Genomic DNA, 25918 nt, shown 5'->3' with positions numbered 1-25918 from the left:
GCCGGAGGAGCCGCGCCGGACACCACGGCCAGGGGAGGGAAGCGATGTCGGAGAACGAGACCTTCACCGACGTACTGCTGCGGCATGCCGAGCAGGACGCGGAGAAGGATGCCTTGGTGTTCCTGCGGGAGGAGCCGACCGGCTCGGCCGGGGGGCTGCAGGTGCGGCTGCCCGCCCTGGCCGTCCCGGCGGGGATCGACCACCCGGCGCCCGCCCGGCGCGACCACCGGCTGTGCGAGCGCCGGATGGACTACGCGGAGCTGGACACCGCGGCCCGCCGCCTGGCGGCCTGGCTGCAGGACAGACGCCTCACCGGGGAGCGGGTACTGATCCTCCAGGCGGACGCCGAACGGTTCGCCGTCTCCTTTCTGGCCTGCCTGTACGCCGGTGTGGTCGCCGTGCCGGGACCGGCGCCCAACGGCCGCCGCGGCAACGACGAGCGCACCCTCGGAATGATCAAGGATGCGGCGCCGCGGCTGATCCTGACGGACCGTCGCTCCGCCCCCGACATCTCGCTGATGGCGGCCGTGGCCGGCCACGGCGACCTCGCCTGCCTGGCCCTGGACGGCGCCGCGCTGCCCGCCGCCGAGGACTGGCGCCGCACCGCGGCCCGCGCCGACGACCTGGCCATGCTGCAGTACACCTCCGGCTCGACCAGGGACCCGCGCGGGGTGATGGTCACCCACCGCAACCTGCTCGCCAACCAGCGGGCGATCGCCGACCTGCTGGGCACCGGCCCCACCTCCCGGGTCGGCGGCTGGCTGCCGTACCACCACGACATGGGACTGGTCGGCCAGCTGCTGCACCCGCTCTGGCTGGGCGGCACCGGCGTCCTGCTGCCCACGGACCTGCTCATCCGGCGCCCGATCCGCTGGCTGGAGGCGATCAGCCGGTACGGGATCAACGTCAGCGGCGGCCCGGACCTGGGCTACGAACTCTGTGTCCGCCGGATCTCCGACCGGCATCTGGAGGGCCTCGACCTGTCCGGCTGGACGACCGCGGTCAGCGGCGCCGAGCAGGTCAGGTCCGAGACCCTGCGGGCCTTCGCCCAGCGCTTCGCCCAGGTCGGCTTCCGGGCCTCGGCCTTCGTCCCCGCCTACGGGCTGGCCGAGGCCACCCTGCTGGCCACCGCCCGGCCGGTCGGCCCCACGAGTGCGCCCGGCCAGCGGGTGGTCGACGCGGCCTCGCTGGAGAAGCACCAGTTCGTCCAGCCGGTGCCCGGACGCACCGCGCGCACCCTGGTCAGCTGCGGCAGACCCGCGCCCGACGCGCTCGCCCTGCGGATCGTCGACCCGAAGAGCCGCCGGGTGCTGCCGGAGGGCAAGGTCGGTGAGATCTGGCTGCGCGGCGAGGGCATCGCCCGCGGCTACTGGAAGCGCCCGCTGGAGACCGCCGAGACCTTCAAGGCGGTCACCGCCGACGGCGACGAGGGCTATCTGCGCACCGGCGACCTCGGCGTGCTGCGGGACGGCGAGCTGTTCGTCACCGGGCGGATCAAGGAGCTGCTGGTGGTGGCCGGCCGCAACCTCTACCCCCAGGACATCGAACGCGCGGTGCAGCAGCTCAGCAGCTCCTTCGGCCCGGGCGTGGTGTTCGAGGTGGAGCCGGGCCGGCCGCACATGGTGGTGGTGCAGGAGGTCAGGACCGCCGGCCGGTTCGACCTCGACCTGGCCCAGCTGACCATGAGCGTCCGCCAGTGCGTCTCCCGGGAGTTCGAGGTCCGGGCGGGCAACGTCCTGCTGGTGCGCCCCGGCACCGTCCGGCGCACCACCAGCGGCAAGCTCGAACGCGGCACCATGCGGCGGCTGTTCCTCTCCGGCCGGCTGAAGGCCCTGCACCAGGTGGTCGAACCGGCCGTCGCCGAGCTGGTAGCGGGCGGACCGGCGGGGACGGAGGTCGGACGATGACGGCCGGCACCGCCACCGGCTCCGGCACCGGCATCCTCGGCCCCGGCCGTTCGGTGGAGACCGAGGCCGCCCGCCGGATCACCGAACTGGAGACCGCCCTCGGCGACCCCTGGGACCCGGCCAACCCGTACGGCCACCGGGCCGTCCTGGAGGCCGACGACCGGGCCGAACTGCCCGACGAGTCGGTCCGGCTGCTGCACACGCTCGGGCTCGGCGCGGAGTTCGTCCCGGAGCGGCTCGGCGGCCGCTTCGAACGGGTGGACGTGCTCGCCCGGATGCTCCGGCCGGTGTTCCGTCGCGACCCCTCGCTCGGCGTCGGCTTCGGCGCGGGCTCCTTCCTCGCGGCGGTCTCGGTCTGGGCGGCCGGCACCGAGGCCCAGCAGCGCCGCACCGCCGACCTGCTGCTGGCCGGCGGCCGGGTGGCCGTCGCCTACCGCGACCTGGCGCACGGAAACGCCTTCCTGCGCGACGAGTTCAGCCTCAGCGACGAGGACGGCGGGCTGCGCCTGGACGGCGCCAAGCGGGTCATCGTCAACGCCGAGCACGCGGCCGCGCTGGTGGTCTTCTGCCGCACCGACGACCGGCCGGGCAGCCGAAGCCACTCCGCCGTCCTGCTCGAACGGTCCGCCCTGCCCGCCGACCGGGTGCGCGACCTCGACCGCTTCCCCACCGTCGGCCTGCGCGGCTGCTCGATGAGCGGGCTGGCCTTCACCGACTGCCCCGTCCCGCGCGAGGCGCTGCTCGGCGACTGGGGCGACGGCGTCCGGATCGCCCTCAGCTCCTTCCAGCTGACCCGTAGCGTGCTGCCCTCGATGGTGCTGGCGGGAGTGGACACCGCACTGCGCACCGCACTGCGGTTCGCGCTGGACCGCGGGGTGCACGGCCGGCCGGTGCTGCGCAACCCGCAGGCCAGGGCCAGCCTGGCCGGCGCCTTCACCGACCTGCTGGTCTCCGACGCCCTGGCCCTCACCAGCACCCGCGCCGTGCACCTGTACCCGGAGGCCACCGGGGTGTACGCGGCCGCCACCAAGTACCTGCTGCCGATCCTGCTCAGTGACACCGTCTACGACCTGTCGGTGCTGCTCGGCTCCAGCCTGTACGAGCGTTCCGGCGCGTACGGGATCTTCCAGAAGCAGGTCCGGGACCTCCCGATCACCAGCCTGGGCCACTCCGGTACCGCGGCCTGCCAGTCCACCGTGATCCCCCGGCTGCCGGTGCTCGCCGAGTACGCCTGGACGGCCGGCGGCGCCCCCGACCCGGCCCTGTTCCGGCTGCGGGACGACCTGCCCGCCCTGGACACCGGCCGGCTCGGCAGCGTCGGCGCCGAGGACCCGCTGCTCGCCGAACTCGCGGACCTGGCCGCCGGATCGGCCGCCGTGGCCGGCGCCGGGGAGTACCGCGAGGTGCTGGAGACGCTGGTGCGCACCCTCGCCGCCGAGCTGCACGAACTGCGCGCCGCCGCCCTGGCCCTGGCCGGCCGCCGCCGCGACGACCTGGCCGACCCGCGCAGCTACGCCCTGATGGACCGGTACGCGCTGCTGCTGGCCGCGGCCTCCGCCCTGGGCGTGTGGCGCCACCAGCGCGGCGGCCCGGACGCGTTCCTCGCCCGTCCGGCCTGGGTGGTGCTCGCCCTGCTCCGGATCTGCCGCCGGCTGGGCCTCGGGCTGCCCGGCCGCCCCGCCCCGGCGGCCGAGGGCGAGGTGCTGGAGGAGCTGCTGCGGCGCCACCGCTGCGGCGGCAGCTTCGACCTCTACGACGACCCGATCGCCGCCGCGCCCGTCGACTGACGGCGGGCGACGGCGACATGACCGACCGACAGACAGGGAGTACAGGATGAGTGCGGTGCTGGAGCGGCCGGCCCGGCTGCTGGGCGAGCTCGCCGAGGAGGCCGCGGCGGTGCTGGGCGGCGGCCGGCCGGCCGTCCCGGTGGATGCCCGCTTCTACGACGACCTCGGCTTCGACTCGGTGATGCTGATGCAGCTCAAGTACCGGATCGAGCTGCGCTTCCCGGAGCTGGGCGAGCTGTCGCTGGCCGAGATGGTGGACAGCCTGGTGAACTGCTCGACCCTGGCCGAGTACCTGACCGAGCTGGCCGCCGAGGTGCGGCCGTGAGGCCGGCCCGCGACCCGGGGGCGGCGCTCGGCGGGCCGATCCCGGTGTACCGCGGGCCGGGCGGCGGCTGGGACGAGGTGCGGGAGTCGCTCACCCGGCGCGGCAGCGCCGTCCTGGTGGCCGGCCTCGGCGACTGGGTGCCGCGGGAGCGGCCGCCCGCCGACGGGCCGGGCGGGGAGTACCCCGGCGACCGTGCCGTGCTCGGCCGGGACTGGGCCAGGTACCAGGCGATGTCCCACGAGCAGGTCAGGGAGCGCTTCCTGGCTTCGCGGCTGCTGCTGAAGACGGCGGCCGGCGCGGCGCTGCAGGCACCCCCGGAGACGGTCGACCTGGCGTACAAGCTCGGCGGCCGGCCGTACCTGAGGGGCTGCGACCAGGTCGACATCAGCCTCAGCCACACCGAGGACCTGCTGGTGGTGGGGCTGACCCGGTGCGGCTGGATCGGGGTGGACGCCGAGGTGGCGGACCGCACCCTGCTCGGCACCGGTGCGGAGCGGCAGATCTGCACGCCGTACGAGGCCGCGCAGCTCGAACTGCTGGAGCCGGGGCGGCGCAACCCGGCGCTGGTGCGGCTGTGGACCCTCAAGGAGGCGTACAGCAAGGCGATCGGACAGGGACTGCGGTTCCGCTTCACCGAGTTCGGCTTCGCGACCGGCGCGGAGCGGGTCCAGGTGCTGCGGCCGGACGGCTCACCCGGGACCGGGGGCGAGTGGAGCTTCGGGACCTGGGCGGTCACCGGTTACACGGTGAGCGTCGCCCTGTTCGACGCCGGTTTCGACGAGACCGCGGACATCGCGGCCCGGACGATGCTCGACGACGGCCTCGTCGACGCGCTCATCGGCCCGGAACGGGCCTTAGCCTCCGGAGTGTGATCGTAAGGTTGCATGCCGCGATCTCCTGGCTAGAATCGCACCTCTGGCGGTCACGAAGCCAGACCGATTCGAAGCGGTACCGGCGTCGAGGCAGACGTCTGCGAGCCGGTGCGCGGACGGGGGACCGGGGCCAAGTGATTCGGATACTGCTTGCCGAGGACATGAACATGGTCCGGGGCGCGCTGGTGGCGCTGCTGGGGATGGAGCCGGACATCGAGGTGGTCTCCGAGGTGGACCACGGTGACCAGATCCTGCCGCAGGCGCTCGCGCACCGGCCGGACATCGCGGTGCTCGACATCGACCTGCCCGGGGTGGACGGCCTGACGGCGGCGGGTCTGCTGCGGGACCAACTGCCGTCCTGCCGGGCGCTGATCCTGACCAGCCTGGGCCGGCCCGGGACGCTCCGGCGGGCGATGGCCGCGAAGGTCTCCGGGTTCATCCTCAAGGACGCGCCGCCGGAGGAGCTGGCCAGGGCGATCCGCAAGATCGCCGCCGGGGACCGGGTGATCGACCCCCAACTCGCCATGGCGGCCTGGGACTCGGCCGACTGCCCGCTGACCAACCGCGAGGTGCAGGTGCTGCGGATGGCCGCCCAGGGCGCCGAGGTGGTGGAGATCGCCGCCGGACTCTTCCTGTCGGCGGGCACCGTGCGCAACTACCTGACCAACGTCGTCACCAAGCTGAACGCCCGCAACCGGGTGGACGCGATCCGCAAGGCGGACGAGGCGGGCTGGCTGAGCTGACCGGCCGGGCGGCGGGGCGGCCTGCGGGCGGGCCCGCGGGCGCTCAGGAGACGCTGCGCAGGTCGGTCTGCTGGGCCAGCGGCACCAGGGCGACCACCTGGAAGGTGCCGTCCGGCTGGATGCCCGCGGCCAGGCTGCCGCCGATCGCGGCCAGCCGGGTCTCCAGGTTGCCCAGCCCGCTGCCGCCCTCCTCCCAGGAGGTCCGGGCGCCGGGCAGCTGGCCGACGCCCCTGGCGGCCGCACGCCGGCGCTCGGGCACGCCGTCGTTGACGATCCGCAGCCGGATGTCCGGGCCCTGTTCGCCGACCTCGATGCGGCAGTGCTCGACCTTGCTGTGGCGGAGCATGTTGGTCACCGCCTCGCGCAGCACGGTGGCCAGCGTGGTGTCCACCACGCCGGGCAGTTCGGAGGTCTCGATCCGGGTCTCGACCGCGATGTCGGCGGCCTCCAGCATGCCGCGGGCCGACTCGGCCTCGCCGGCCAGCGACATGTCGCGGTAGCCCCGGGCCACCGCCCGGACGTCGGCGAGGGCCTGGCGCGAGATGCTCAGGACGGAGGTCAGCTCCTCGGCGGCCCGGGCCGGATGGCTGTGCACCAGGCGGATCGCCACCTCGCTCTTGAGGGTGATCGCGGAGAGGCTGTAGCCGAGCAGGTCGTGCAGGTCGCGGGCGAACCGCAGCCGTTCCTGGGCGACCGCGAGCCGGGCCAGCTGGCCGCGCGCCCGGTGGAGTTCGACCACCAGCTGGACCAGTCGGCTCAGGCCGTACATCATCAGTCCGCTCAGCAGGGTGGAGATCGCGACGTACACCACGTCCTGCGGTCTGGCATCGTAGAGCACGGCGACACCGGTCATGGAGAGCACGACGCCGCCGTACCAGATCCAGGCCCAGGCGCCCTCCAGCAGCATCAGCCCGGAAGCGGCCAGGAACCCTCCGGCGGCTCCCCAGATCGCCCCGAAGAGCAGGATGGGCAGGTAGGTCAGCAGCGTCTGGACGGCCAGGGTCAGCCGGCCGAATCTTCGCCGGACCAGCTTGGCCTGCGGCAGGCAGTGGACCAGCTGGCAGCCGCAGATCACCACGAAGGCGGCGATGCCCAGCAGCAGGCCGGGACTGCCCGGCCGGATCGCGATCAGGTTGACCGAGACCTGCACCAGGTAGGCGAGCAGCGCCGCATAGAGGATGCCGAGCGCGAACACCGGTGCGGGCTCGTGCCGCAGGCCCTCGTCGCCGGCCGTTTCGTCTCTCGCCACTGGTCCGGATCCTCCGATCAGACACATCCGAGGACCGAGCGTACGGGGTGATCGACGGTCAGACACCATGGTTCCAGGGATGGTACGGACTTGGCGGCCCGTCCGGGAGGGCCGCGGCCGGGCCGAGCACCAACTGCCCCACCGGGGACTCGGCCCGCCAGTCGGCGCCGCTGACACGGGCCCCCGCCGCGATGTCGGTGGCGCCCAGCGGTACGGCCGCCAGGCCCATCGCCGACGCCGTCAGTTCGAGGGTCTGCAGGGCGGCCCCGGTGTCGCGCAGCACCAGGGCGTAGCTCTGTCCGCTGAACTTCCAGGCCGTCCGGGCGAACCGGGCGGTGAGCGTGATCACCAGCGGCGGCGGGCCGGGCAGACCGGCCGCGACCCGGCTGCAGGTCAGGACGGCGTCCAGGATCCCGCGGTCCTCGTTGAGCAGGGTGAGCCGGTGCTGTTCGGGGTCGTAGTGGAACACCCCGGCCGGCAGGCCGTGGCACCGCTTCACCGAGACGTAGAGCTCCAGCGGATGGGTGCGGCCGAAGCTGGTGTACGGGCGCTCGCTGACCTCGTACCCGGGTGGGCCCGAGGGGTCCTCGGCGACCGCGCGGACGCGGGCCGCGCGGTACAGCAGCACGCCGAGGTGGTCCACGGTCAGCCGGTCGGCGGTGTCCGCGCAGTCGACGGCCGCCGCCGCCCGCTCCAGCACGGCGGCGAACGGCGGGTCGTCCGGGCCGGCCGGCGGGGGCAGCGGCAGCGGGAAGCGGGGACCGTCCGGCGCGGTGCGGACGGCCGGTTCGGGGCTCAGCCGGTCCGCGTGGGCGTAGGTCGCCCCGAAGTCGTTGTCGTGCCGGCCGGCCGTGCTGCGGGTGTGGAACAGCAGATCCACCGGTGACCAGGTGGACAGCACCGGGTCGGCGTCCTCGGCGAACGCCGCGCCGCCGTCCGCCGTCCGCCCGGCGGCGACCGCGAGGCCGGCGGCGAGCAGGTGCCCGACCGCCTCGCGGACAGCGGCGGACGGGAACGGGAGCAGCGAGTCCAGCTCGGCCAGGGTGGTGCTCCACCCGAGGGCGCCGAGCAGGGCGGCCGCGGTGGGGCGGTGCGTGACCACCCGGAACAGCGAGAGCGGCGACTCCAGGGTCAGGCCGCGCCCGGCACCGGACAGGACGGCGAACCGGGAGAGCCGGACCGGCTGGTCCGGGCCCAGCCCGACCGGCTCCAGGACGGCCTGCGGGGACATCGGGACGACCGACAGGAGCGGCAGCTCGCTGTCGGTCAGCCCGACCGAACGGATCGTCAGGTGCGGGATCATGCCCAGCAGTTCGTCGAGCCTGGCCCGGGCGCCGCTCTCCGCCCCGTCCAGCACGTTGCCCAGCGAGATCGGCCCGAAGGTCATCCTGCGCAGGGCCTCGCGGCCGGCCCGGTCGGGCCGGGCCAGCCGCACGGTGGACCAGCGGTTGCGCAGCAGGGCGTCCCCGTCCGGCCCCTCGAACTCGACGTCGACGTCCTCGCGGAGCGACCAGAGGCGCTGGAGCTCCGGCGTCGATCCTCCGGCCGCTGCGTCCATGGCGCTCTCCAGGGTAGGCAGTGTGCGAATGGCCCACTATCGGGGACGCCGGTCGAGCACCACTTGAGTCTCACACGAACAGCGGGACGGGGTTGAGCCGCTCGTACGGGGTCGGCTCGTCGAGCCGGCCGAGTCGCACCGGCACGTCGTACAGGCGGCCGGGGGCGAAGCGGGCCCAGAAGTGCCGCAGGCCGGGCACGATCACCCGGACCACCGGGAGCCCGATGTCCGCCCTGGTCTGGTCGAGCACCAGCAGTTCCATGCCGTGCCGGCGCACCAGCTCACCGGCGGTCTCCACGTCGGAGCGCGTCCCGGTGCCGGCCGGCGACGGGCGGTCCGACGGACGGACGGCCCGCTGCTCGGGGTCGGGGAGCAGGTACGGGTGGCGGTCGACGGTCGCCGTCCGCCACCAGTGCAGGGCCGCCGGATCCTGGAGCGAGTAGCGCGGCGGGCCGCCCGGGCCGGCCGGGGCCACCGCCGGGAGCAGCTGGTTGACCTCGGCGACGGCGCGGCGGACGGCCTCCGGGAAGGCGAAGTGGGCGCCGAAGCCGAACAGGATGTCCTCGGTGGGCCCCTGACGCCTGCGGGAGAGCACGGCCACCACCGGGACGCCGAGATCCGCGGTGAGGTCGAGGGCCCACAGTTCGCGGCCCTGCCCGCGGTGCAATCGGGCCACCTCGTCGATCCACGGGTCGCCCAGCGCCGACAGGTCCACGGCCGGCTGGCGGGTCCGGTTGTACCACCACAGGGCGACGGCGTCCCGTTCGACCAGCTCCAGGAAGCCCCGCAGGACGGCGTCCTCCAGGGTGCCCCCGGCGGCGCAGCCGTTGGAGTCGGCCCGGGCGTACCGGGCGTCGTCGCCGGGCTGGTGCGAGCCGTAGAACAGCATCGCCGTCGGCAGCAGCCGCTGCCGGCCGCCGGTGAGCGACCAGACCGGCGTCCAGTCGAGCGGGGTGCGCTCGTCCAGCGGTTCGCAGATCCTCTGGTAGCTGCCGTGCGCGATGTTCCACTGGGCGCGGTCGCGGTACTGCCGCTCGTGGTACAGCTGGCAGCTGTTGGGAGGCAGTGCGGCCTCGCCGAGCCCGCGCAGGGTGTCCCGGATCCGCGGCTCGTCCCCGTGCAGCCGGCCGGACTCGCGCTCCAGCGCCTCGCACAGGGCGCTGACCCGGGCGTCGAGTTCGGTGGCGCCCTTGCCGCCGCTCTCCCTTCGCAGCGGGGCCCGGCCCTCCGGCGCGGTGCAGGTGCGGGCGGTGAAGGAGTGCAGCGGCGCCGGGGCCTGCGCCCGGGTGATCTCCTGGACGACCCCGCAGATCGGGCTCACCAGGTGGCCGTAGCGGTCCAGCACCTGCTGCGCCGTCGGGGGCCGCCGGCCACGGCCGTGGCCGGCCGGCGGATCGCGCCGGGCCGGGCGCAGCACGACCGGCTCCAGCATCCGGGCCGCCCCGGCCGCCGGGGTGCCGCAGGTGGGGCACTGCGGGCGGCGGACCACCGTGTGCCGGCCGGCCCGCAGGCTCAGGGTGTCCAGGGTGTGGATCTCCGGCCGCTCCGAACGGGGCTGTCCGGCGAGCCACTTGGCGGCCTGCAGGGCGGCGAGCTGGAGGCCGAGGGCGCGGGTGGCGCCGAGCGAGGCCTCCGGGCCGAGCGGTGGCTCGGACAGGCCCAGGGCGTGCTGGACGGTGAGTTCGTGCACCCGGTTCGCCCGCAGGCGGTGCGCCAGGCACTGCCAGCAGGCGCCCTCGTCGGCCGAGAGGACCGGGCCGGACCACACCACCGAGCCGGTGGGCTTGGCGATCAGCCAGGGCCGGCCGGCGGCCCGCTGGGCGAGGTCGATCCGGCGCAGCACCGGGGCGAGATAGTCGTCGCACACCACCACGGTCAGCTCTGCGGCGTCCGGCGAGTCGGACGTGACGCAGCGCAGGCCGGCGGCCTCGAAGGCCGGGCGGACACTGGCCTCGTCGTCCCGGCCGACGGCGAGGATCCGGACCTGGGCGGCGGTGACCCGGGCGGAGGAGCTGCTGCCGTCGAGGCCGGCCAGCTCCCAGAAGGCCTCGGCCCGGGGGTCCCGTCCGCTCTGGTCGGCGGGGCGGTAGCTGACCAGCCCGGCCGCGGACAGCGAGCCGAGCAGCTCGCCGATCTCCGCGGCCGAGACGCGGTCCCCGGCCTCCCGGAGCAGCGAGGGCAGGTCCCTGGTGCCGTCCAGCAGCGGCGCGACCGCCTCCACGTGCGCGCCGCGCAGGCGGGTGGTGCCCCGCTCGGAGATCAAGTACGCACCCTCGCCCGCGATGACTTCGGCCCGCAGGTGGCGTCGGAACGCCAGTACCCGCGGGCCGGTCGTGGAGAGGGCTCTGAGCTCCGAGTCAGAGCTCACTGTCAGCGGTGCAGAAGGTGAATCCGGCGAGGACGGTGCCTTGGTCCAGGTCCTCGATCGTCAGCCGGCCGCCCGTGGCGGGGGCGAGGGCCGGCGCCGGGGCGCCGAGGGGCAGGGCGATGCCGAACTCGGCCAGCACCGGTGCGGGTTCGTCGGTGTAGCGGGTGCGCAGGACCGGGTCGAGATGGGCCGCGATGACCAGTTCGGCGAAACGCCAGTCGCGCTCAAGGCCGGTGCTGGACGGTGCGGCTGGAATGGCGAGTGCGCTCACGGGGGCAACTCCGTTGCTAGGGACGGCCTGTGCTCACAGTGGTACGGCACGGAAGTCTGTGTGATCCGACCCCGCCATGGACAGTGGATCCGTCATGTGCGCGGCGTGAGAATCCCATGGTGGCCGTGTGTGGTGATTCCCGTCCGATCCGTGAGGATCTCACTGTTGCCGCCCGCCTCCCGCGTGCGAGGCTCTGGGGAGCGAATCCCCGGTGCTGTCCAGTAGTGGAAGGGAGGCGGATCCATGCAGATCAACCTTCTGGGCCCGTTCGTCGCACAGGAGCAGGAGACATCCTTCGCACCAAGCGCTGCCAAGCCGCGGCAGATCCTGGCGCTGCTGGCGCTCCAGGCCAACCAGGTGGTCACGGTGCCCACCCTGATGGAGGAGATCTGGGGCGACCAGCCTCCCCGCAGCGCCGCCACCACCCTCCAGACGTACATCCTGCAGCTTCGCCGCAAGCTCGGGACCGCCTTCCACGCCGAGCAGCCCTCGACGGCCAAGGAGATCCTGGTCACCCGGTACGGCGGCTATCTGCTGGACGTCCAGCCCGGTGAGGTGGACAGCGCGGAGTTCGAGCGACTGCTGGGCCTCGGGCGGGCGGCGCTCGCCGCGCACGACGACGTCGCCGCCTCCAGGCTGCTCGGCCAGGCGCTCGCGCTGTGGCGCGGGCCGGCGCTGGTGGACATCCAGGTCGGCCGGGTGCTGGAGATCGAGGTGCTGCAGCTGGAGGAGGCCAGGCTCGGCGCGCTGGAGAGCCGGATCGCGGCCGACCTGCGGCTGGGCCGGCACGCCGTGCTGCTCAGCGAGCTGACCATGCTGTCCGCCCAGCGGCCGATGCACGAGGGCCTGCACGCCCAGCTGATCCTGGCGCAGTACCGCTCCGGCCGCTCGTGGCAGGCCCTGGAGACGTACCAGCGGCTGCGCAACACCCTGGTCGGCGAGCTGGGCATCGAGCCCTCGGCGCGGCTGCAGCGCCTGCACGCCGCGGTGCTCGCCGCCGACACCCGGCTCGACCTGGCGGGTGCGGAGCTCTCGATGGAGCTTCACCACGTGGTCGGCTGACACCTTCCGTCCCCGTTCCCGCCTTCCTGTCCGTGGTTTCCGACGCTCGGAGCGAGCCGGTCTCCACCGGGCGTCGAGGGTGGCACGAGTGCCGCGCGAGATGCCCTTCCTACCGTCCGCGGCATGGACATCATCGAGGAGCCGCTGCCCGCCCCCGCCCACGCGCGGGGGCGGGCGCTCGTCGTTGTCGAACGCGGTCGGCCGACCGGCGAGGAGCTCGCGGTGCTGGTGGTGGTGCTCGCCGCCGTGTCGGCCGCCCGGGCCGCGGCCGAGGCCGCCTCGCCGGCGGGCCGGGCCGGGACCCGGCTGCGGCCGGTGGGTGCCGCCTACCTGTCGCCGCGCAGCTGGCGGACGGCGGCCTGAGCCCTCGCGCCCGGCAGATCCAGATCGGTTCTAGTCGCTCTTGAGGGAGGGAGTGCACCCTGCGGCGAGACGCCACTGCGAAGGAGTATCTGATGACAGTCCAGGGATCGATTCACCTTGAGCAGGTGGAGCAGGACATCCGCGATTGGCTGGTCGAGCGGCTCAGCAGCTACCTCTCCCGCCCGGAGAGCGAGATCAACACCGAGATGCCGTTCGCGGAGTTCGGCATGGACTCGGTGGCCGCGCTGAGCCTGTTCGGGGACATCGAGGAGAAGTTCGAGCTCTACCTGGAGCCCGCGGTGGCGTACGAGCACCCCACGGTCACGGCCATGGCGGCGTTCCTCGCCGAGGAGGCGCGCGTCGCCTGACACTCCCGTGACAGTGCGGCCCCGGGGCCCGGTTCCCGTCCCACCGTGAGGTGGCGCGGGAGACCGGGCCCCGGGGCCGTTGCGGCTTCAGTGCAGGATCAACCGGACGAGCAGCGCGCCGAGTTGGTACACCGGCAGCGCGATGGCCAGCACGAGACCGGCGTCGGCGACGGCCCGCAGGGCCCGGCCAGGGGCGGGCGGGGGCACCGGCGGCCGGCGGGGGGCCGGCCGGACCACGCGCAGGCGCACGGGCGATGCGGGCGGCGCGGACGGCCGGGGATGTGCTGCGGACACGGCGGGCTCCTCGGGGCTCGGGGCTCGGGGCGTTCGGCGGGAGCGGGGAGGCGGACGGCGGGGAGGCGGACGGCGCGGCGCCGAAGGCCTGCCGGGACTCGGGACAGGGCTTCGGCGCCGCGCCGTCGGGTGCGCTGGGCTGCGGTGCGGTGCGGTGCGGTGCGTGCGAGGGGTCGTGCTCAGCCGGCGGCGGCCTCGGCGAGCAGCCGGGCGTCCAGGGCGCGGACCGCGTCGTCCGCGGCGCGGGCGGTCTCCAGGTCGTCCGGGGCCCCGATGATGGCCATGAACGACTCCACGACCGACTGCTTCAGCGCGTCGGTGGAGGGATCCTGCTGGGTCATGAGTGCTCTCCTCTGGTGGTCCCGGGCGGGGCCGGTGGTCTCGGGGGTCGGGTCAGAAGGCGTTGCAGGCGCGGAAGATGTGCGCGAACGAGGCCAGCGAGGCCGGGCCCCGGAACGCCACGTACTCGGGCAGCAGCACGTCCGGGGCCCACTTCTCCTTGTAGGCGAGCTGGGTCTGCGCCGGGTAGATCGCCGCGCCCTCGGCCCACAGGAAGTGCATCAGCCACTGGAACGACGGGCTGTAGCCGGGCAGTTCGTACTCCTGGCCGAGCCCGGTGAACGGGGTGAAGCCGAAGTGCAGCCACTCCACGCCCTCGCTGCGGAACACCTCGATGGCGGTGGAGTTGATCGCCTCCATCAGGCCGGGGGAGCCGCCCGGGATGCGGCGGCTCAGGTCGTGCATCCAGCCGGCCCGGGCGCCGTACACCGGGGAGTAGGAGATGTAGCCGACCGGGGCGCCGTCGATGGTGCCGACGAACAGCCGGCGGTGCTCCTGCGCCGGGCCGCCGATCTGGCCGACCAGGAACTCCAGCTGGCGGGCGTGGTCGCCCTTGGAGCCGAGCCAGGCGTTGTCGATCTCCGCGATGCCGTCCTGCCAGTCCTCGGCCGCTACCTCCGTGACCTGCAGGCCGTTGCGGAAGGCCCGGGAGATCTTGTTCCGTAGCTGCATGAAGCGGGTGCCGCGCAGCGCGAAGTCCGGCAGGTGGACGGCCCAGGAGGCGCCGATCTGGTTGACGGTGAAGCCGTGCGCGGCGTAGCGCTCGGCGTCGGAGCGCTGCAACTGGACGGCGACCAGCTGGAGTTGCTCCTCCTCGGCGTGGTCGACCAGGCCGTCGAGGAGCAGGTCGTAGGTCTCCGGCGCGACGAACGGGCCGCCGAACTGGACGAGGTGCCGGCCGGTGCGGCGGTAGACGGCGACCCCGTCCGCGCCGGGGGTGGTGAAGACGCTGTTGCCGGAGTTGAGGGCGAGGAAGGAGCTCGGGTTCTCCGACCGGGTGTGGGTGCGGATGGCCGACAGGACCGGGCTCGCGGTCGCGGTCGCGGCGGACGGTGACATCTGGATTTCCCTTCGCGGATGGGTGGCGGTGCAGTAAGTACAGCACTCGGAAATGTCGCGGGAAAGGGCTGGAGAAACTCTGCGGTGCGGCGTCAGGAAGGCGTCAGCGGGCCGTCAGAAAAGGCTGGCAGTGTTGTTCCCGTGAACGGCGCGGGGGACCGGGCCGGGAACACGGAGAGGTGCCCGGAGTGGTTGATCGGGGGCCGGGGCCTCGGCTCCGGCCGGGTGGTTCAGCCCGCCTTCGCAGGTTCGAATCCTGCCCTCTCCGCACGGAGTTCCGATGCCCGGCCGCCTTCCTCGGCGGCCGGGCATCGGGCGTTCCCGGGCCGGACCGGCCCGGTGGGCGGCATCAGTTCCGCGTCAGGCGCGGGTCAGACCCCCTTGTCACCATCAAGTCGATTCGGACATGGACCGTGCCTTCGGAAAGGCCAGATGATGCTTCTTGACGAAACGGCGTCGGGGATTCTTCCCGGCAATTCCGGCGGCCGGGAAAAGCCGCTGAGCAGCTACCCGCTGTACATCGCCGGAAAGGACGTGGAGGGCGACGGCTGGGTCTACACCGTGAGCGCCCGGTCGCTGCTGGAGGACGTGTTCACCAGCGTCAGCCTGAAGCGCGCACTGGAGCAGGACCCGGACTCGGACGCCGCCCAGCACCCCTACGTGGTGGGCCGCTGCGCGATCGCCAGTGACGCCGCGATCGACCTCGCGACCGAGGCCGCCGCCGCCGCGGCGCCCGGCTGGGCGGCCGTCCCGCTGGAGCGACGGCTGCGCCTGGGCACCCTGTTCCGCGAGGAACTGCTGCGCCGCCAGGACGAGTTCGTCGACATGCTGGTCTCCGAGGCGCACCCGGTGAAGCTCGCCCGCTGGGAGCTCAGCTGCCTGCTGCAGGTGTACAGCGAGGAGAGCATCGACTGGTACCGCCAGCGGATGCACACCGAGTTCGACCACGCCGGGCGTCGCCTGATCGTCCGCCGGCAGCCCGACGGGGTGGTGGCCTTCAACCCGCCGCAGAACGCCCCGGCGCCCAGCGCCGCGCTGGCGGTGCTCGCACTGATGGCGGGCAACGCGGTGATCGTCCGCGCCCCGCGCTCCATCGCGCTGTCCACCATGTGGGTGCTGCGCGACGTGGTGGCCCCGCTGCTGGACGAGGTCGGCGCCCCGCCCGGGGTGCTGAACGCGGTGTGCAGCAACCCGAAGCAGACGCTGGACCGCTGGGTGCGCAGCCCGCTGGTCGACGACATCTTCTACATCGGCGGCAGCCAGGAGGGCCTGCGCTTCCAGGAGCAGTGCGTCGCGCACGGCAAGAAGCCGATCCTGGAGCTGGCCGGCAACGACGGCATCATCATCTGGGAGGGTGCGGACCTCACCTACGCGGCCGAGGCGATCCGGGAGTCCTTCTACGGCTCCGGCCAGATCTGCATGGTGCCCAACTACGTGCTGGTGCACCCCTCGATCGCCGACGAGCTGATCGAGGAGGTCAAGAAGCAGGTCGCCACCGTCCGCCCGGGCTACCCGGAGGACCCGGAGGTGCTGCTCTCCCCGGTCCGCCGCAGCGAAAAGTTCTTCGGGCTGCTGAAGCAGACCCTGGACCTGGGGGCCGAACTGGTCACCGGCGGCCGCCGCACCGAGGTCGACGGCACGCCGTCCGAGACCGGCGTCTTCCTGCAGCCCACCGTGGTCCGGGTGAACGGCCTGGCCGGTGCCCGCGAGCACGACGTCGTCCGGCACGAGACCTTCTTCCCGCTGCTGCCGATCGTGGTGCCCGAGCCGGCCCCCAACGACCAGTTGCTGGACAGCTTCATCGACTTCGTCAACAGCAACGAGTACGGCCTGCGCAACTCGCTCTGGGCGAAGTCCGCGCGGGTGATCAACGCCTTCGTCCAGCGGGTCACCAACGGCGGCCTGCTGAAGATCAACGACTCGCACATCGGCTTCCTGCCGTACCTGCCCAGCCACGGCGGCACCGGCCTGACCGGCGGCGTCTACGGCGAGGCCAACTACCCGATGCTCAAGACCTCGCACATCCAGGGGGTCAGCGTCGCCCGCGACGTCAGCCCGATCGAGGCCGTCTTCGGCACCTTCGACGCCTGAGCCGCCCGACCCCGCCCCGCGCGACCCCCGTCCCGTCAGATCCCGGTCCGTCCCCCCCCGCTGGAGGTTGTCCTGCCATGCGCTCCCTCGAAACCGCTCGCGCGACCGGTGAGCGGTACCACCCCGGGCTGGTGAAGGCCCTCGCCGACATCCCGTACGCCGAGCGGGAGGCCGCCGACAGCCCGGTGATCGACCTGTTCCGGGCGCACGACGGCGTCGCACTGCTGGTCCCGGTCGCCTACGGCGGCCACGGGGCCGACCCGCTGGACGCCGTCCGGGTGCAGCGGGCGCTCGGCGCGCTGTCGCCCTCGCTGGCCGCCGCGGTGACGATGCACCACTTCACCGCAGCGATGCTGTACGCCCTGGCCGACGAGACCGGGCGGCTGACCGGACGGCAGCTGTCGCTGCTGCACAGCGTCGTCCCCGAGCAGCGGCTGATGGCCTCCGGCTGGGCCGAGGGCCGCACCCAGCAGAACATCCTGACCCCGGCGGTGACCGCCGCCGTCACCGTGGGCGGCTACCGGCTGAACGGCTCCAAGAAGCCCTGCAGCCTGGCCGGCTCGATGAACCTGCTGACCGCCTCGATCGCGGTGCCGGGTGCCGACGGCTCGCCGGAGCTCGCGCTCGCCCTGATCCCCGCCGACTCGCCCGGCCTCAGCGTGCACCCGTTCTGGGGCAACGAGGTGCTGGCCGCCGCCGAGAGCGACGAGGTGCAGCTGGCCGACGTGTTCGTGCCCGAGGAGCTGGTGATCCGCACCTCCGAGGAGGACCCGCACCGGATCGAGGACCTGCAGAACGCGGGCTTCGTCTGGTTCGAGCTGCTGATCTCGGCCGGCTACCTGGGCGCGGCCTCCGCCCTGGTCGAGGAGGTGCTGCGGCGCGAGCGCGGCAGCGCCGGCGACCGGGCGGACGCGGCGATCCGGGTCGAGGCCGCGGCCGGCCTGCTGGAGGGAACCGCCCGCGCGGTGCGCGACGGGATCGGCGGCGAGGAGGCGGTCGCCCAGGTGCTGGTCGCCCGGTTCGCCGCCCAGGAGGCGCTGAACCGCGCCAGCGACCAGGCCCTGGAACTGCTCGGCGGGCTGGACTTCATCCGCTCCGGCGACCACTCCCGGCAGGCCACCGCCGTGCGCCCGCTGGCCTTCCACCCGCCGTCCCGGGCCAGTGCCGCCGGAGCGCTGCTGGCGTACTTCAACGGCGACCCGCTCGACCTGTCCTGACCCGCAGCCACTTGGCGAAGGAGCTCGGAAAAGTGACCCTGATCGACGACGACATCCGGATCGACCTGCCGCCGGCGGACACCGAGGGCGAGATCCTCGACCTGTACCGCGCGCACCTCAGCAAGGGCCGGGCGACCCTCGCCGAGCTGTTCGGCAGCCACATGGAGGTGGAGTCCTCCGGTGCCTGGCTGACCACCAGCGACGGCGAGCGCTTCCTGAACGCGGGCGGCTACGGGGTGTTCATCATGGGCGCCCGCCACCCGCTGGTCATCGAGGCCGTCACCCGCCAGCTGAACACCCACCCGGTGGCCACCCGCATCCTGCTGGAGCCCACCGTCGCCCGGGCCGCCGAGGCGCTGACCTCGATCACGCCCGCCGGCCTGGACCGGGTGCACTTCGCCCTGTCCGGCGCCGAGGCGGTGGAGACCGGCCTCAAGCTGGCCCGGGCGAACGGGCGCAAGCGCACCGTCTCGTTCACCGGCGGCTACCACGGCAAGACCCTGGGCGCCCTGTCGGCCACCGCCAAGGAGGTCTACCAGGCGCCGTTCCGCCCGCTGATCCCGGACGTCACGCACCTGCCGTACGGCGACGAGGACGCGCTGCGCGCGGAGCTGGCCGCCCACCCGGGCGAGGTCTGCGTGATCATCGAGCCGGTGCAGGGCGAGGGCGGTGTGATCATCCCGCCCAAGGGCTACCTCAAGCGGGTCGAGGAGCTGGTCCGCGAGTTCGACGGCTTCCTGATCCTGGACGAGGTGCAGACCGGCTTCGGCCGGCTCGGCGAGTGGTGGGGCGCCGACGTCGAGGGCGTCCAGCCGGACGTGCTGCTGGCCGGCAAGGCGCTCGGCGGCGGGGTGGTGCCGGTGTCGGCGGCCATCGCCACCCGGCAGGCCTTCAAGCCCTTCGACAAGGACCCGTACATCCACACCGCCACCTTCTCCGGCCAGCCGCTGCTGATGGCGGCCGTCCAGGGCGCCGTCCAGGCGATCAAGGAGGAGCGGCTGGTCACCCGCTCGCAGGACCTCGGCGCCCGGCTGCTGCCGGCGATCGCCGAGATCGCCCACCGCAACATCCCCGACCTGGTGGTGGACGTCCGCGGCCAGGGCCTGCTGATCGGCGTCGAGCTGGTCGAGGCCGGGCTGGCCGGCGAGCTGCTGATCGAGCTCTTCAACCACGGCGTGGTCGCCAACCACTCGATGAACGGCAGCTCGGTGGTGCGCTTCACGCCGCCGGCCATCCTCAGCGACACCGACGTCGAGTACCTGCTCGACGCGTTCCACAAGGCCACCCTCGACCTGATCGCGGGCTCGGCCACGATGCCGGAAGGCGGTAACTGACCCATGCGACACGTCGAACTCGACGCCGTGGTGAGCTCCGAGCGCGCCGAGGACGTCTACGCGGCCGTCCTGCGCTGGGAGCGCTACCCGGAGCTGGCCCCGCACGTGCGGGCCACCACCGTGCACTCCACCCTCCCCGAGCCGGTCGGCAGCTCCAGCTGGGAGCTGCACTTCCGCAGCGGCCTGCTGCGCTGGACCGAGACCGACACCTTCCTGCCGGACGAGCTGACGGTCAGGTTCGAGCAGACCGACGGCGACTTCGACAGCTTCACCGGCAGCTGGCGCCTCGGGCAGGACGGCGCCGACGTCACGGTGCACTTCGAGGCCGACTTCGACTTCGGCATCCCCAGCCTGGAGGGCATCCTCGACCCGATCGCCGAGCGGGTCATCCGGGAGACCGTCGCCTGGGCCGTCACCGGCCTGTTCGCCGGCACCCGGATCGTCGGCGACGCCGAGCTCATCACCCCGGCCCCGGCCGCCCGCTGACCGCCCGTCCCTCCAGGAGCTGAAGCCATGGACCAGGCAAACCCCTTCGAGACCCCGAGAACCTACTCGCTGCACCGCGCCGAGTACCTGGTGGCGTTCGCGGTGACCACCGGCCTGATCGTCGCCCACCTCGGCGACATCCGGTGGCTCCCGGCGGTGGGACTGTTCCTCTACATCGACCTGATCGGCTACATCCCGGGCGCGATCGCCTTCAAGAAGGCCGGCGGGCGGCCGATCGCCAAGGGCTACTACGTCGCCTACAACGTCATGCACAGCCTGATCACCCAGGGCGCGGTCGCCGCCCTCTGGTGCTGGCTGGTCAGGCCCGAGTGGGCGCTGCTGGTGATCCCGTTCCACCTGTTCGGCGACCGCGGCCTGTTCGGCAACTTCATGAAGTCCTTCGCCCTGCCCTTCGAGCCCGTCCGGCAGAGCGGCTACCTGAGACTGCTGGACGACCTGGGCCTCGCCCACCCCAAGCCGCTCGGCCACACCTTCGACCCGGTGCCGGTCGGCCACGTCCGGCCCGTCCGCCGGCCGGCCGTCCGGGGAGAGGCCGCACCGGAGCCGGTCCTGCCGGGAGTGTCCCGGTGACCAGCGCCGTCGAGACCGCCCCGAGCCCGGCCCAGCTGCGCCGCCGCGCGCTGCGCCATCTCGCCTCGCCGGTGTCCGTCCTGACGGTCAGCCACGACGGACGCCTGCACGGCACGACGGTGTCCACCGTGACCACCGTCTCGCTCACCCCGCTGATCCTCGGCGCCTGTCTGAAGGCCGGCTCGGTGCTCGCCGAACTCGCCGTCGCCGAGGGCAGGTTCGCGGTCAACGTGCTCGGCGGCGGGCAGGGCGGGGTGGCCCGCTGGTTCGCCGACAGCTCCCGTCCGGACGGTGCCCGGCAGTTCGACGGGCTGCCGTGGAGCTCCGCCCCGTACGCGGACGCCCCGCTGCTCGACGGCGCCCTGGCGCACTACGCCTGCCGGGTCACCGAGTGTGTCCGGGTCGGCGACCACGAGGTGCTGCTCGGCCAGGTGGTGCACGCGGCCACCGGCGAGGGTGCTCCGCTGCTCAGCTTCGCCGGCGGACTGTTCGCCGGCGCCCTCCAGCCGGCCCCGGGCGCCTGATCCCCACGTCACCCCTAGCGAGGAGTACGAACATGACCGGTTCAGTGGCACCCGAGGCGGACTGGGACAGGGCTCCCGGACTGCTGGACGGAGCCAAGGAGCTCGCGCTCGGCCCCGAGCAGTGCAACCTGGCCTACTGGATCACCGAGGTCGCGCAGGGCACCCTCCGCGAGCGCGGTGTCACCGGGCACCACGAGAGCGCCCTGGTACCCGCGTTCCTGAAGCGCCCCGGCCCGCTGCGCGAGGCGCTGACCCTGGAGTTCGGCTTCCGGGGCCTGTCCGAGGAGATCGCCACCCGGCTGCTGTCGTACTACGTGGCGATCGCCCCGGGCATCCCGGAGCTGGAGTTCTACGCCACCCAGCTGCTCGACGAGGCCCGGCACGCCCGGGTGTTCCGCAACCACCTGGTCGAACTCGGCCTGCCCGAGGCGACCCTGCTGCGGGACATCGAGGCGATGGCGGCCGAGTACCGGCGCACGGTGCTGCAGCCGGTCGAGGACTTCACCCTGGACATCGTCCGCGACCAGGGCGACTTCATCGGCGGGGTGGCCGTCTTCGCGATCGTGATCGAGGGCGTGCTCGCCCCGGCCGCCGAGCTGAGCGAGCGCAAGTGGACCCCGCTCTCCCCGGCCACCGGCGAGATCTCCCGCGGCACCGCGATCGACGAGATCCGTCACCTGACCGTCGCCAGCACCATCCTGCGCGACCACGTCGCCGCCCACCCGGAGTACCGGCCGCGGCTGCTGGAGATCCTGCGGGCCGGGGTGAAGCTCTGGGACGAGATCCCGGACAAGCCGTTCGTGATCCACCGCGAGGAGCTCTTCCAGCAGGGCATGGCCGACCACGCGGACCTGATCGGCGACTACGAGGTCTGGCCCGGCGTCCGGCTGCTCGACACCACCCCCGAGCAGCGCTACGCGATGGCCGAGCGGTGGACCGACGAGATGGCCGAGGCCCGGATGGCGTACATGGGCCTGCCGGTCGAGGTGCTCTCCGGCGACCGGGGGGACGCGGTATGACCGCGGCGGCCCCGCCCCCGGGACGCGCCGCGGTGGTCGCCGGGGTGGGCGCGTACGTCCCGCCGGACCTGGTGACCAACGGGGACCTGGTCACCCGGCTGGACACCTCGGACGAGTGGATCCGCACCCGGACCGGCATCGCCACCCGGCACATGGTCGCCCCCGGCACCGCCACCTCGGACCTCGCGGTGGAGGCCGGCCGCCGGGCCCTGAAGTCGGCCGACGACTCCCAGGTCGACGCCGTCGTCCTGGCCACCACCACCCCCGACCACCTGTGCCCGGCCACCGCCCCGGCGGTCGCCGCCCGGCTGGGCCTCGGCGGGGTGGCCGCCTTCGACGTCTCGGCGGTCTGCACCGGCTTCCTCTACGGGCTGGCGACCGCCGCCGGCCTGATCGCCTCCGGTATGGCCGAGCGGGTGCTGCTGATCGCCGCCGACGCGTTCACCACCATCATCGACCCCGCCGACCGCTCCACCGCGGTGATCTTCGCCGACGGCGCCGGCGCCGTGGTGCTGCGGGCCGGCACGGCGGACGAGCCCGGCGCGATCGGCCCGATCGTCCTGGGCAGCGACGGCGACAACGCCGAGCTGATCACCGTCCCCGGCGGCGGCTCGCGCCACCGGTCCGACCGGCGGGCGGCCCAGCCCGGCGACGAGTACTTCCAGATGGCCGGCCGGGCCACCTACCGGCACGCCGTGGAACGGATGACCGAGGCCTCCCGCCAGGCCGTCGGCACGGCCGGCTGGGAGATCGGCCAGCTCGACCGCTTCGCCGCGCACCAGGCCAACGCCCGGATCCTGCAGGCGGTGGCCGAACGGCTCGACATCCCGGTCGAGCGCCGCCTGTCCAACATCGAGCGGGTCGGGAACACCGGCGCCGCGTCCATCCCGCTGCTGCTCGCCCAGGCCGCCGAACGCGGCGAACTGCGGCCCGGCCACCGGGTGCTGCTCACCGCCTTCGGCGGCGGGCTGGCCTGGGGGGCCACCACCGTCACCTGGCCCGACCTCTCGCACTGACCCACGTCCCACGTCCCGCGTGCCACGTCCCGGAAGGACAGCCCGATGTTCGAAACGCTCAAGGAAATCCTGGTCAGCAAGCTCAAGGTGACGCCGGAGCAGGTCACCCCGGAAGCCACCAAGGAGGACGTGGAGCTCGACTCTCTCGCCGTCGTCGAGCTCTCCCTCGTCCTGGAGAAGGAACTCGGCATCGAGATCAGCGACGACGAGCTGCTGGACGCCGAGACCATCGGCGAGATGGCGCTCCTGATCGAAGAGCGGAGCGCACGGGTCTGATGGCCGGCATCGACGTCGCCGTGACCGGGCTCGGCCTGGTCACCCCGGCCGGGATCGGGACCGCCGCGAGCTGGGCGGCGGTCCTGGCCGGACGCCCGACCGCCGCGCTCGACCCGGCGCTGGACGGGAACCCGGTGCGGATCTCCTGCCGGGTGCCCGACTGGGACGCCGGGCAGCTGCTGGGCGGCCGCCGGGCCCACCGGCTGGACCGCTTCACCCAGTTCGCCCTGGTCGCGGCCCGCGAGGCGATCGCCGATGCCGGGCTGGACCCGCAGACCTGGGACGGCGCGCGGGTCGGCGTGGTGCTGGGCTGTGCCGACGGCGGCCCCGGGACGGTGGAGACCCAGCACCGGGTGCTGGTCGAGGAGTCCCCCGCCCGGGTCTCCCCGCTGCTGCTGCCGATGCAGCTGCCCAACATGCTGGCCGGGCAGACCGCCATCGAGTTCGGCGCCACCGGCCCCAACCTGGTGGTCGCCACCGCCTGCGCCTCCGGGGCCACCGCCGTCGGCACCGCCCGTGACCTGCTCCTGCTGGACCGCTGCGACATCGTCGTGGCCGGGGGGAGCGAGGCCATGATCACCCCACTGGTCATGGCCGGCTTCGCCCAGATGGGAGCCCTCTCCCGCCGTGAGGACGACCCCGCGACGGCCTCCCGGCCGTTCGACCTGGACCGTGACGGGTTCGTGGCGGGAGAGGGCGCCGGCGTGCTGATCCTGGAACGGGCCGCCGACGCCCGGGCCAGGCGGGCACGGATCCGGGCCCGGATCGCCGGGTACGGGGCCACCGCCGACGCCCACCACATGACCTCGCCGCACCCGCAGGGGCTCGGCGTGGAGAGCGCGGTGCGCACCGCGCTCGCCGACGCCGGAGCCGGGCCCGGCGACGTCCGGTACGTCAACGCGCACGGCACCGCCACCCCGCTCAACGACCTGGCCGAGGCCCGGATGATCCGGCGGACCCTGACCGGCGACCCGCTGGTCACCTCCACCAAGGGCGTCACCGGACACCTGCTGGGCGCGGCGGGCGCGATCGAGGCGGTCTTCACCGTGCTGTCGATCGAACAGCAGGTGGTGCCGCCCACGGCCAACCTGCACACCCTCGACCCGGAGCTGGAGATCAAGGTCGCCACCGAGGAGACCGGCACCGCGATCGACCTGGCCCTCAGCAACTCCCTCGGCTTCGGCGGGCAGAACGCGGTGCTGGCGATCGCCGCACCCTGACCGGCCGAAACCGGCGTGACGGGCCGGGCGAGCCTCCCCCCTCGGCCCCGGCCCGTCGCGCCGGATCCCTCCCCTCCTCCACCTGGAGCGCCCCGATGACCGCCGAACCCCAGACCTCCAGACGCCTGACCACCGGTCACATCGTCTTTCTGATCGTCGCCGCCGCGGCCCCGCTCTCCGCCATGGTCGGCACCGTCCCGCTGGCCTTCGCGATCGGCACCGGCGCCGGCGTCCCCGCCGCGTTCGCCTTCGCCGGGATCACCCTGCTCTGCTTCTCGGTCGGGTACGCGGTGAGCGCCCGCCGGACCGGCGGTTCGGGCGGCTTCTACGCCTCCGTCGCCGACGGCCTCGGCCGCCCGCCGGCCGTCGGCAGTGGCTTCATCGCGCTGCTCGCCTACAACTGCGCGACCGTCGGACTGGTCGGCGCGCTCGGCTACTTCACCCAGCTGGTGCTGGCCGCCCACGGCCTCGACCTGCCCTGGCAGCTGTGCGCCGCGGTCGGCCTGGCGGCCGTCGCGGTGCTCGGCTACCGCGACATCGCGGTCAGCGCCCGGGTGCTGGCCGTCCTGATGGTCGGCGAGATCGGCGTGCTGGCCGCGCTGGACGTCGCCATCCTCGGCCGGCACGGCTCCTCGGCCCTGCCGCTGGACTCCTTCGCCCCGCACACCGCGATCGGCCCCGGGCTCGGGGTCTCGCTGATGTTCGCGTTCGTCTCCTTCATCGGCTTCGAGTCCGCGGCCCTGTACGGCCAGGAGGCGAAGGACCCGCGGCGCAGCGTGCCGCGTGCCACCTATGTGGCCGTCCTGCTGATCGCCGGCTTCTACGCGCTCACCAGCTGGGCCGCGGTCGGCGCGCTCGGCACCGACGCCGTCCGGCAGACCGCCGGCGACCGGCTCGGCGACCTGTTCTTCGTGCTCGGCGCCGACTACCTCGGCGACAGCGGTGCCACGGTGCTGCAGATCATGCTGTGCACCAGCCTGTTCGCCGCCACGCTGGCCCTGCACAGTGCCGCCAACCGGTACGCCCAGGTGCTGGCCGACGACGGCCTGCTGCCGCGCCGGCTCGCCGCCGTGCACCCCCGGTACGCCTCCCCGCACCGGGCCAGCGTGGCGCAGAGCGTGCTCAGCGCCGTGGTGGTGACCGGCTTCGCCCTCGCCGGCCTGGACCCGTACGCGGACCTGACCACCAGCATGCTGGGGCTGGGGACGCTCGGGATCGTGGTGCTGCAGGCGCTGGCCGCGCTGGCGGTGCTGGGGCTCGCCCGCAAGGGCGTCCGGGCGAACCGCTGGCAGGGCGTGGTGGCACCGCTGCTCGGCCTGGTCGGTCTGACGGCCACGGTCTGGCTGGTGGTCGGCAACTTCGACCTGCTGACCGGGACGCACAACGCCCTGGTCTCCGCGCTGCCCTGGACCGTCCCGCTGGTCGGCCTGCTCGGCCTCGGCTACGGCTGGTGGCTGCGCGCGGCCCGGCCCCGCCGCTACGTCCGCCTCACCGGTTCCCGGCCGGCCGCGCCCGCGCCGGCCGCACGCCGTGTCCCCGATCTGGTCACCACCCGCTGACACCGTCTGCCTTCCGAGGA

General features: G+C 73.7%; 26 protein-coding genes and 1 tRNA gene. 20 read left to right on the top strand and 7 right to left on the bottom strand.

Annotated elements, in window-relative coordinates:
• Nucleotides 1-44: 44 nt before the first annotated feature.
• From OG871_RS14665 to OG871_RS14645, 5 genes are all read left to right on the top strand, one after another.
• Entirely contained in the window at nucleotides 45-1907 is a 1863-nt protein-coding gene (locus tag OG871_RS14665) for a fatty acyl-AMP ligase (RefSeq protein ID WP_371497207.1), read from the top strand.
• Nucleotides 1904-3694 (top strand): acyl-CoA dehydrogenase, encoded by a 1791-nt coding sequence (locus tag OG871_RS14660; RefSeq protein WP_371497206.1) that lies wholly within the window; start codon nucleotides 1904-1906, stop codon nucleotides 3692-3694. The genes OG871_RS14665 and OG871_RS14660 overlap by 4 nt, the downstream gene beginning before the upstream one ends.
• Before the next feature lie 46 nt (nucleotides 3695-3740).
• Nucleotides 3741-4019 (top strand): acyl carrier protein, encoded by a 279-nt coding sequence (locus tag OG871_RS14655; RefSeq protein WP_371497205.1) that lies wholly within the window; start codon nucleotides 3741-3743, stop codon nucleotides 4017-4019.
• Nucleotides 4016-4891: a 4'-phosphopantetheinyl transferase superfamily protein gene (locus OG871_RS14650; protein ID WP_371497204.1), complete on the top strand. Its 876-nt coding sequence runs from the start codon at nucleotides 4016-4018 to the stop codon at nucleotides 4889-4891. The genes OG871_RS14655 and OG871_RS14650 overlap by 4 nt, the downstream gene beginning before the upstream one ends.
• Nucleotides 4892-5025: 134 nt before the next feature.
• On the top strand, nucleotides 5026-5634 hold the full coding sequence (locus tag OG871_RS14645) for a DNA-binding response regulator (protein WP_371497203.1): 609 nt from the start codon (nucleotides 5026-5028) through the stop codon (nucleotides 5632-5634).
• Between the two features lie 43 nt (nucleotides 5635-5677).
• On the opposite strand, the gene OG871_RS14640 is transcribed toward OG871_RS14645, so the two are convergent.
• From OG871_RS14640 to OG871_RS14625, 4 genes are all read right to left on the bottom strand, one after another.
• On the bottom strand, nucleotides 5678-6883 hold the full coding sequence (locus OG871_RS14640; protein ID WP_371497202.1) for a sensor histidine kinase: 1206 nt from the start codon (nucleotides 6881-6883) through the stop codon (nucleotides 5678-5680).
• Nucleotides 6884-6941: 58 nt separating this feature from the next.
• The gene (locus OG871_RS14635; RefSeq protein ID WP_371497201.1) at nucleotides 6942-8441 is read right to left on the bottom strand and encodes a SagB family peptide dehydrogenase; all 1500 of its coding nucleotides are present in this window, start codon (nucleotides 8439-8441) and stop codon (nucleotides 6942-6944) included.
• A 70-nt stretch (nucleotides 8442-8511) separates the two neighbouring features.
• Nucleotides 8512-10809 (bottom strand): TOMM precursor leader peptide-binding protein, encoded by a 2298-nt coding sequence (locus OG871_RS14630; protein ID WP_371497200.1) that lies wholly within the window; start codon nucleotides 10807-10809, stop codon nucleotides 8512-8514.
• Nucleotides 10799-11080 (bottom strand): hypothetical protein, encoded by a 282-nt coding sequence (locus OG871_RS14625; RefSeq protein WP_371497199.1) that lies wholly within the window; start codon nucleotides 11078-11080, stop codon nucleotides 10799-10801. Before OG871_RS14625 ends, OG871_RS14630 begins: the two co-directional genes overlap by 11 nt.
• 243 nt (nucleotides 11081-11323) lie before the next feature.
• On the opposite strand from OG871_RS14625, the gene OG871_RS14620 reads away from it, so the two are divergent.
• From OG871_RS14620 to OG871_RS14610, 3 genes are all read left to right on the top strand, one after another.
• Nucleotides 11324-12142, top strand: a complete 819-nt coding sequence (locus OG871_RS14620) for a BTAD domain-containing putative transcriptional regulator (protein WP_371497198.1) — start codon at nucleotides 11324-11326, stop codon at nucleotides 12140-12142.
• A gap of 123 nt (nucleotides 12143-12265) precedes the next feature.
• A complete protein-coding gene (locus tag OG871_RS14615) occupies nucleotides 12266-12505 on the top strand; it encodes an acyl-CoA carboxylase epsilon subunit (RefSeq protein ID WP_371497197.1) in 240 nt (79 codons plus the stop codon).
• Nucleotides 12506-12597: 92 nt separating this feature from the next.
• Entirely contained in the window at nucleotides 12598-12873 is a 276-nt protein-coding gene (locus OG871_RS14610; RefSeq protein WP_371497196.1) for an acyl carrier protein, read from the top strand.
• An 87-nt stretch (nucleotides 12874-12960) separates the two neighbouring features.
• Here the strand turns inward: OG871_RS14610 and OG871_RS14605 are convergent, their stop codons facing one another.
• The 3 genes from OG871_RS14605 to OG871_RS14595 form a co-directional block, all read right to left on the bottom strand.
• A complete protein-coding gene (locus OG871_RS14605) occupies nucleotides 12961-13167 on the bottom strand; it encodes a hypothetical protein (protein WP_371497195.1) in 207 nt (68 codons plus the stop codon).
• Between the two features lie 179 nt (nucleotides 13168-13346).
• Nucleotides 13347-13508, bottom strand: a complete 162-nt coding sequence (locus tag OG871_RS14600; RefSeq protein ID WP_371497194.1) for a hypothetical protein — start codon at nucleotides 13506-13508, stop codon at nucleotides 13347-13349.
• Nucleotides 13509-13560: 52 nt separating this feature from the next.
• Nucleotides 13561-14565 carry a DUF2156 domain-containing protein gene (locus tag OG871_RS14595; RefSeq protein WP_371497193.1) on the bottom strand — a complete coding sequence of 335 codons (1005 nt, stop codon included), beginning with the start codon at nucleotides 14563-14565 and terminating at the stop codon, nucleotides 13561-13563.
• Nucleotides 14566-14738: 173 nt separating this feature from the next.
• Between OG871_RS14595 and OG871_RS14590 the strand changes: the two genes are divergently transcribed.
• The 12 genes from OG871_RS14590 to OG871_RS14535 all read left to right on the top strand — a co-directional run bounded on the left by OG871_RS14590 (nucleotide 14739) and on the right by OG871_RS14535 (nucleotide 25898).
• Nucleotides 14739-14833: transfer RNA gene (locus OG871_RS14590), tRNA-OTHER, on the top strand.
• Between the two features lie 164 nt (nucleotides 14834-14997).
• The gene (locus OG871_RS14585; RefSeq protein WP_371497192.1) at nucleotides 14998-16656 is read left to right on the top strand and encodes an aldehyde dehydrogenase; all 1659 of its coding nucleotides are present in this window, start codon (nucleotides 14998-15000) and stop codon (nucleotides 16654-16656) included.
• A gap of 77 nt (nucleotides 16657-16733) precedes the next feature.
• Nucleotides 16734-17873, top strand: coding sequence for an acyl-CoA dehydrogenase (locus OG871_RS14580; protein WP_371497191.1), 1140 nt, complete (start codon nucleotides 16734-16736; stop codon nucleotides 17871-17873).
• Nucleotides 17874-17905: 32 nt separating this feature from the next.
• The gene (locus OG871_RS14575; RefSeq protein WP_371497190.1) at nucleotides 17906-19207 is read left to right on the top strand and encodes an aspartate aminotransferase family protein; all 1302 of its coding nucleotides are present in this window, start codon (nucleotides 17906-17908) and stop codon (nucleotides 19205-19207) included.
• A gap of 3 nt (nucleotides 19208-19210) precedes the next feature.
• Nucleotides 19211-19693, top strand: coding sequence for a type II toxin-antitoxin system RatA family toxin (locus OG871_RS14570; RefSeq protein WP_371497189.1), 483 nt, complete (start codon nucleotides 19211-19213; stop codon nucleotides 19691-19693).
• Nucleotides 19694-19720: 27 nt separating this feature from the next.
• Nucleotides 19721-20284 carry a hypothetical protein gene (locus tag OG871_RS14565; protein WP_371497188.1) on the top strand — a complete coding sequence of 188 codons (564 nt, stop codon included), beginning with the start codon at nucleotides 19721-19723 and terminating at the stop codon, nucleotides 20282-20284.
• A complete protein-coding gene (locus tag OG871_RS14560; RefSeq protein ID WP_371497187.1) occupies nucleotides 20281-20808 on the top strand; it encodes a flavin reductase family protein in 528 nt (175 codons plus the stop codon). Before OG871_RS14565 ends, OG871_RS14560 begins: the two co-directional genes overlap by 4 nt.
• 32 nt (nucleotides 20809-20840) lie before the next feature.
• The gene (locus OG871_RS14555; RefSeq protein WP_371497186.1) at nucleotides 20841-21827 is read left to right on the top strand and encodes a VlmB-like protein; all 987 of its coding nucleotides are present in this window, start codon (nucleotides 20841-20843) and stop codon (nucleotides 21825-21827) included.
• Entirely contained in the window at nucleotides 21824-22843 is a 1020-nt protein-coding gene (locus OG871_RS14550) for a beta-ketoacyl-ACP synthase III (protein ID WP_371497185.1), read from the top strand. Before OG871_RS14555 ends, OG871_RS14550 begins: the two co-directional genes overlap by 4 nt.
• Nucleotides 22844-22888: 45 nt before the next feature.
• Complete coding sequence (locus OG871_RS14545) at nucleotides 22889-23119, top strand: acyl carrier protein (RefSeq protein ID WP_371497184.1); 231 nt, start codon at nucleotides 22889-22891, stop codon at nucleotides 23117-23119.
• The gene (locus OG871_RS14540; RefSeq protein ID WP_371497183.1) at nucleotides 23119-24339 is read left to right on the top strand and encodes a beta-ketoacyl synthase; all 1221 of its coding nucleotides are present in this window, start codon (nucleotides 23119-23121) and stop codon (nucleotides 24337-24339) included. Before OG871_RS14545 ends, OG871_RS14540 begins: the two co-directional genes overlap by 1 nt.
• 95 nt (nucleotides 24340-24434) lie before the next feature.
• The gene (locus OG871_RS14535) at nucleotides 24435-25898 is read left to right on the top strand and encodes an APC family permease (protein WP_371497182.1); all 1464 of its coding nucleotides are present in this window, start codon (nucleotides 24435-24437) and stop codon (nucleotides 25896-25898) included.
• The last annotated feature ends 20 nt before the right edge of the window (nucleotides 25899-25918 follow it).

It is taken from the genome of Kitasatospora sp. NBC_00374 (genome assembly GCF_041434935.1).
Lineage (GTDB): Bacteria > Actinomycetota > Actinomycetes > Streptomycetales > Streptomycetaceae > Kitasatospora.
The sequence above is the reverse complement of the archived record's forward strand: the minus strand, read 5'-3'. Positions and strand labels throughout refer to the sequence as shown.

Bases quoted from the DNA above. Each gene is read 5' to 3' on its own strand.
- OG871_RS14620 (WP_371497198.1), top strand. From the start codon at position 11,324: ATGCAGATCAACCTTCTGGGCCCGTTCGTCGCACAGGAGCAGGAGACA.
- OG871_RS14615 (WP_371497197.1), top strand. From the start codon at position 12,266: ATGGACATCATCGAGGAGCCGCTGCCCGCCCCCGCCCACGCGCGGGGG.
- OG871_RS14665 (WP_371497207.1), top strand. From the start codon at position 45: ATGTCGGAGAACGAGACCTTCACCGACGTACTGCTGCGGCATGCCGAG.
- OG871_RS14580 (WP_371497191.1), top strand. From the start codon at position 16,734: ATGCGCTCCCTCGAAACCGCTCGCGCGACCGGTGAGCGGTACCACCCC.
- OG871_RS14595 (WP_371497193.1), bottom strand. From the start codon at position 14,565: ATGTCACCGTCCGCCGCGACCGCGACCGCGAGCCCGGTCCTGTCGGCC.
- OG871_RS14545 (WP_371497184.1), top strand. From the start codon at position 22,889: ATGTTCGAAACGCTCAAGGAAATCCTGGTCAGCAAGCTCAAGGTGACG.
- OG871_RS14585 (WP_371497192.1), top strand. From the start codon at position 14,998: ATGATGCTTCTTGACGAAACGGCGTCGGGGATTCTTCCCGGCAATTCC.
- OG871_RS14535 (WP_371497182.1), top strand. From the start codon at position 24,435: ATGACCGCCGAACCCCAGACCTCCAGACGCCTGACCACCGGTCACATC.
- OG871_RS14655 (WP_371497205.1), top strand. From the start codon at position 3,741: ATGAGTGCGGTGCTGGAGCGGCCGGCCCGGCTGCTGGGCGAGCTCGCC.
- OG871_RS14635 (WP_371497201.1), bottom strand. From the start codon at position 8,441: ATGGACGCAGCGGCCGGAGGATCGACGCCGGAGCTCCAGCGCCTCTGG.
- OG871_RS14550 (WP_371497185.1), top strand. From the start codon at position 21,824: ATGACCGCGGCGGCCCCGCCCCCGGGACGCGCCGCGGTGGTCGCCGGG.
- OG871_RS14600 (WP_371497194.1), bottom strand. From the start codon at position 13,508: ATGACCCAGCAGGATCCCTCCACCGACGCGCTGAAGCAGTCGGTCGTG.
- OG871_RS14610 (WP_371497196.1), top strand. From the start codon at position 12,598: ATGACAGTCCAGGGATCGATTCACCTTGAGCAGGTGGAGCAGGACATC.
- OG871_RS14570 (WP_371497189.1), top strand. From the start codon at position 19,211: ATGCGACACGTCGAACTCGACGCCGTGGTGAGCTCCGAGCGCGCCGAG.
- OG871_RS14565 (WP_371497188.1), top strand. From the start codon at position 19,721: ATGGACCAGGCAAACCCCTTCGAGACCCCGAGAACCTACTCGCTGCAC.
- OG871_RS14555 (WP_371497186.1), top strand. From the start codon at position 20,841: ATGACCGGTTCAGTGGCACCCGAGGCGGACTGGGACAGGGCTCCCGGA.
- OG871_RS14660 (WP_371497206.1), top strand. From the start codon at position 1,904: ATGACGGCCGGCACCGCCACCGGCTCCGGCACCGGCATCCTCGGCCCC.
- OG871_RS14540 (WP_371497183.1), top strand. From the start codon at position 23,119: ATGGCCGGCATCGACGTCGCCGTGACCGGGCTCGGCCTGGTCACCCCG.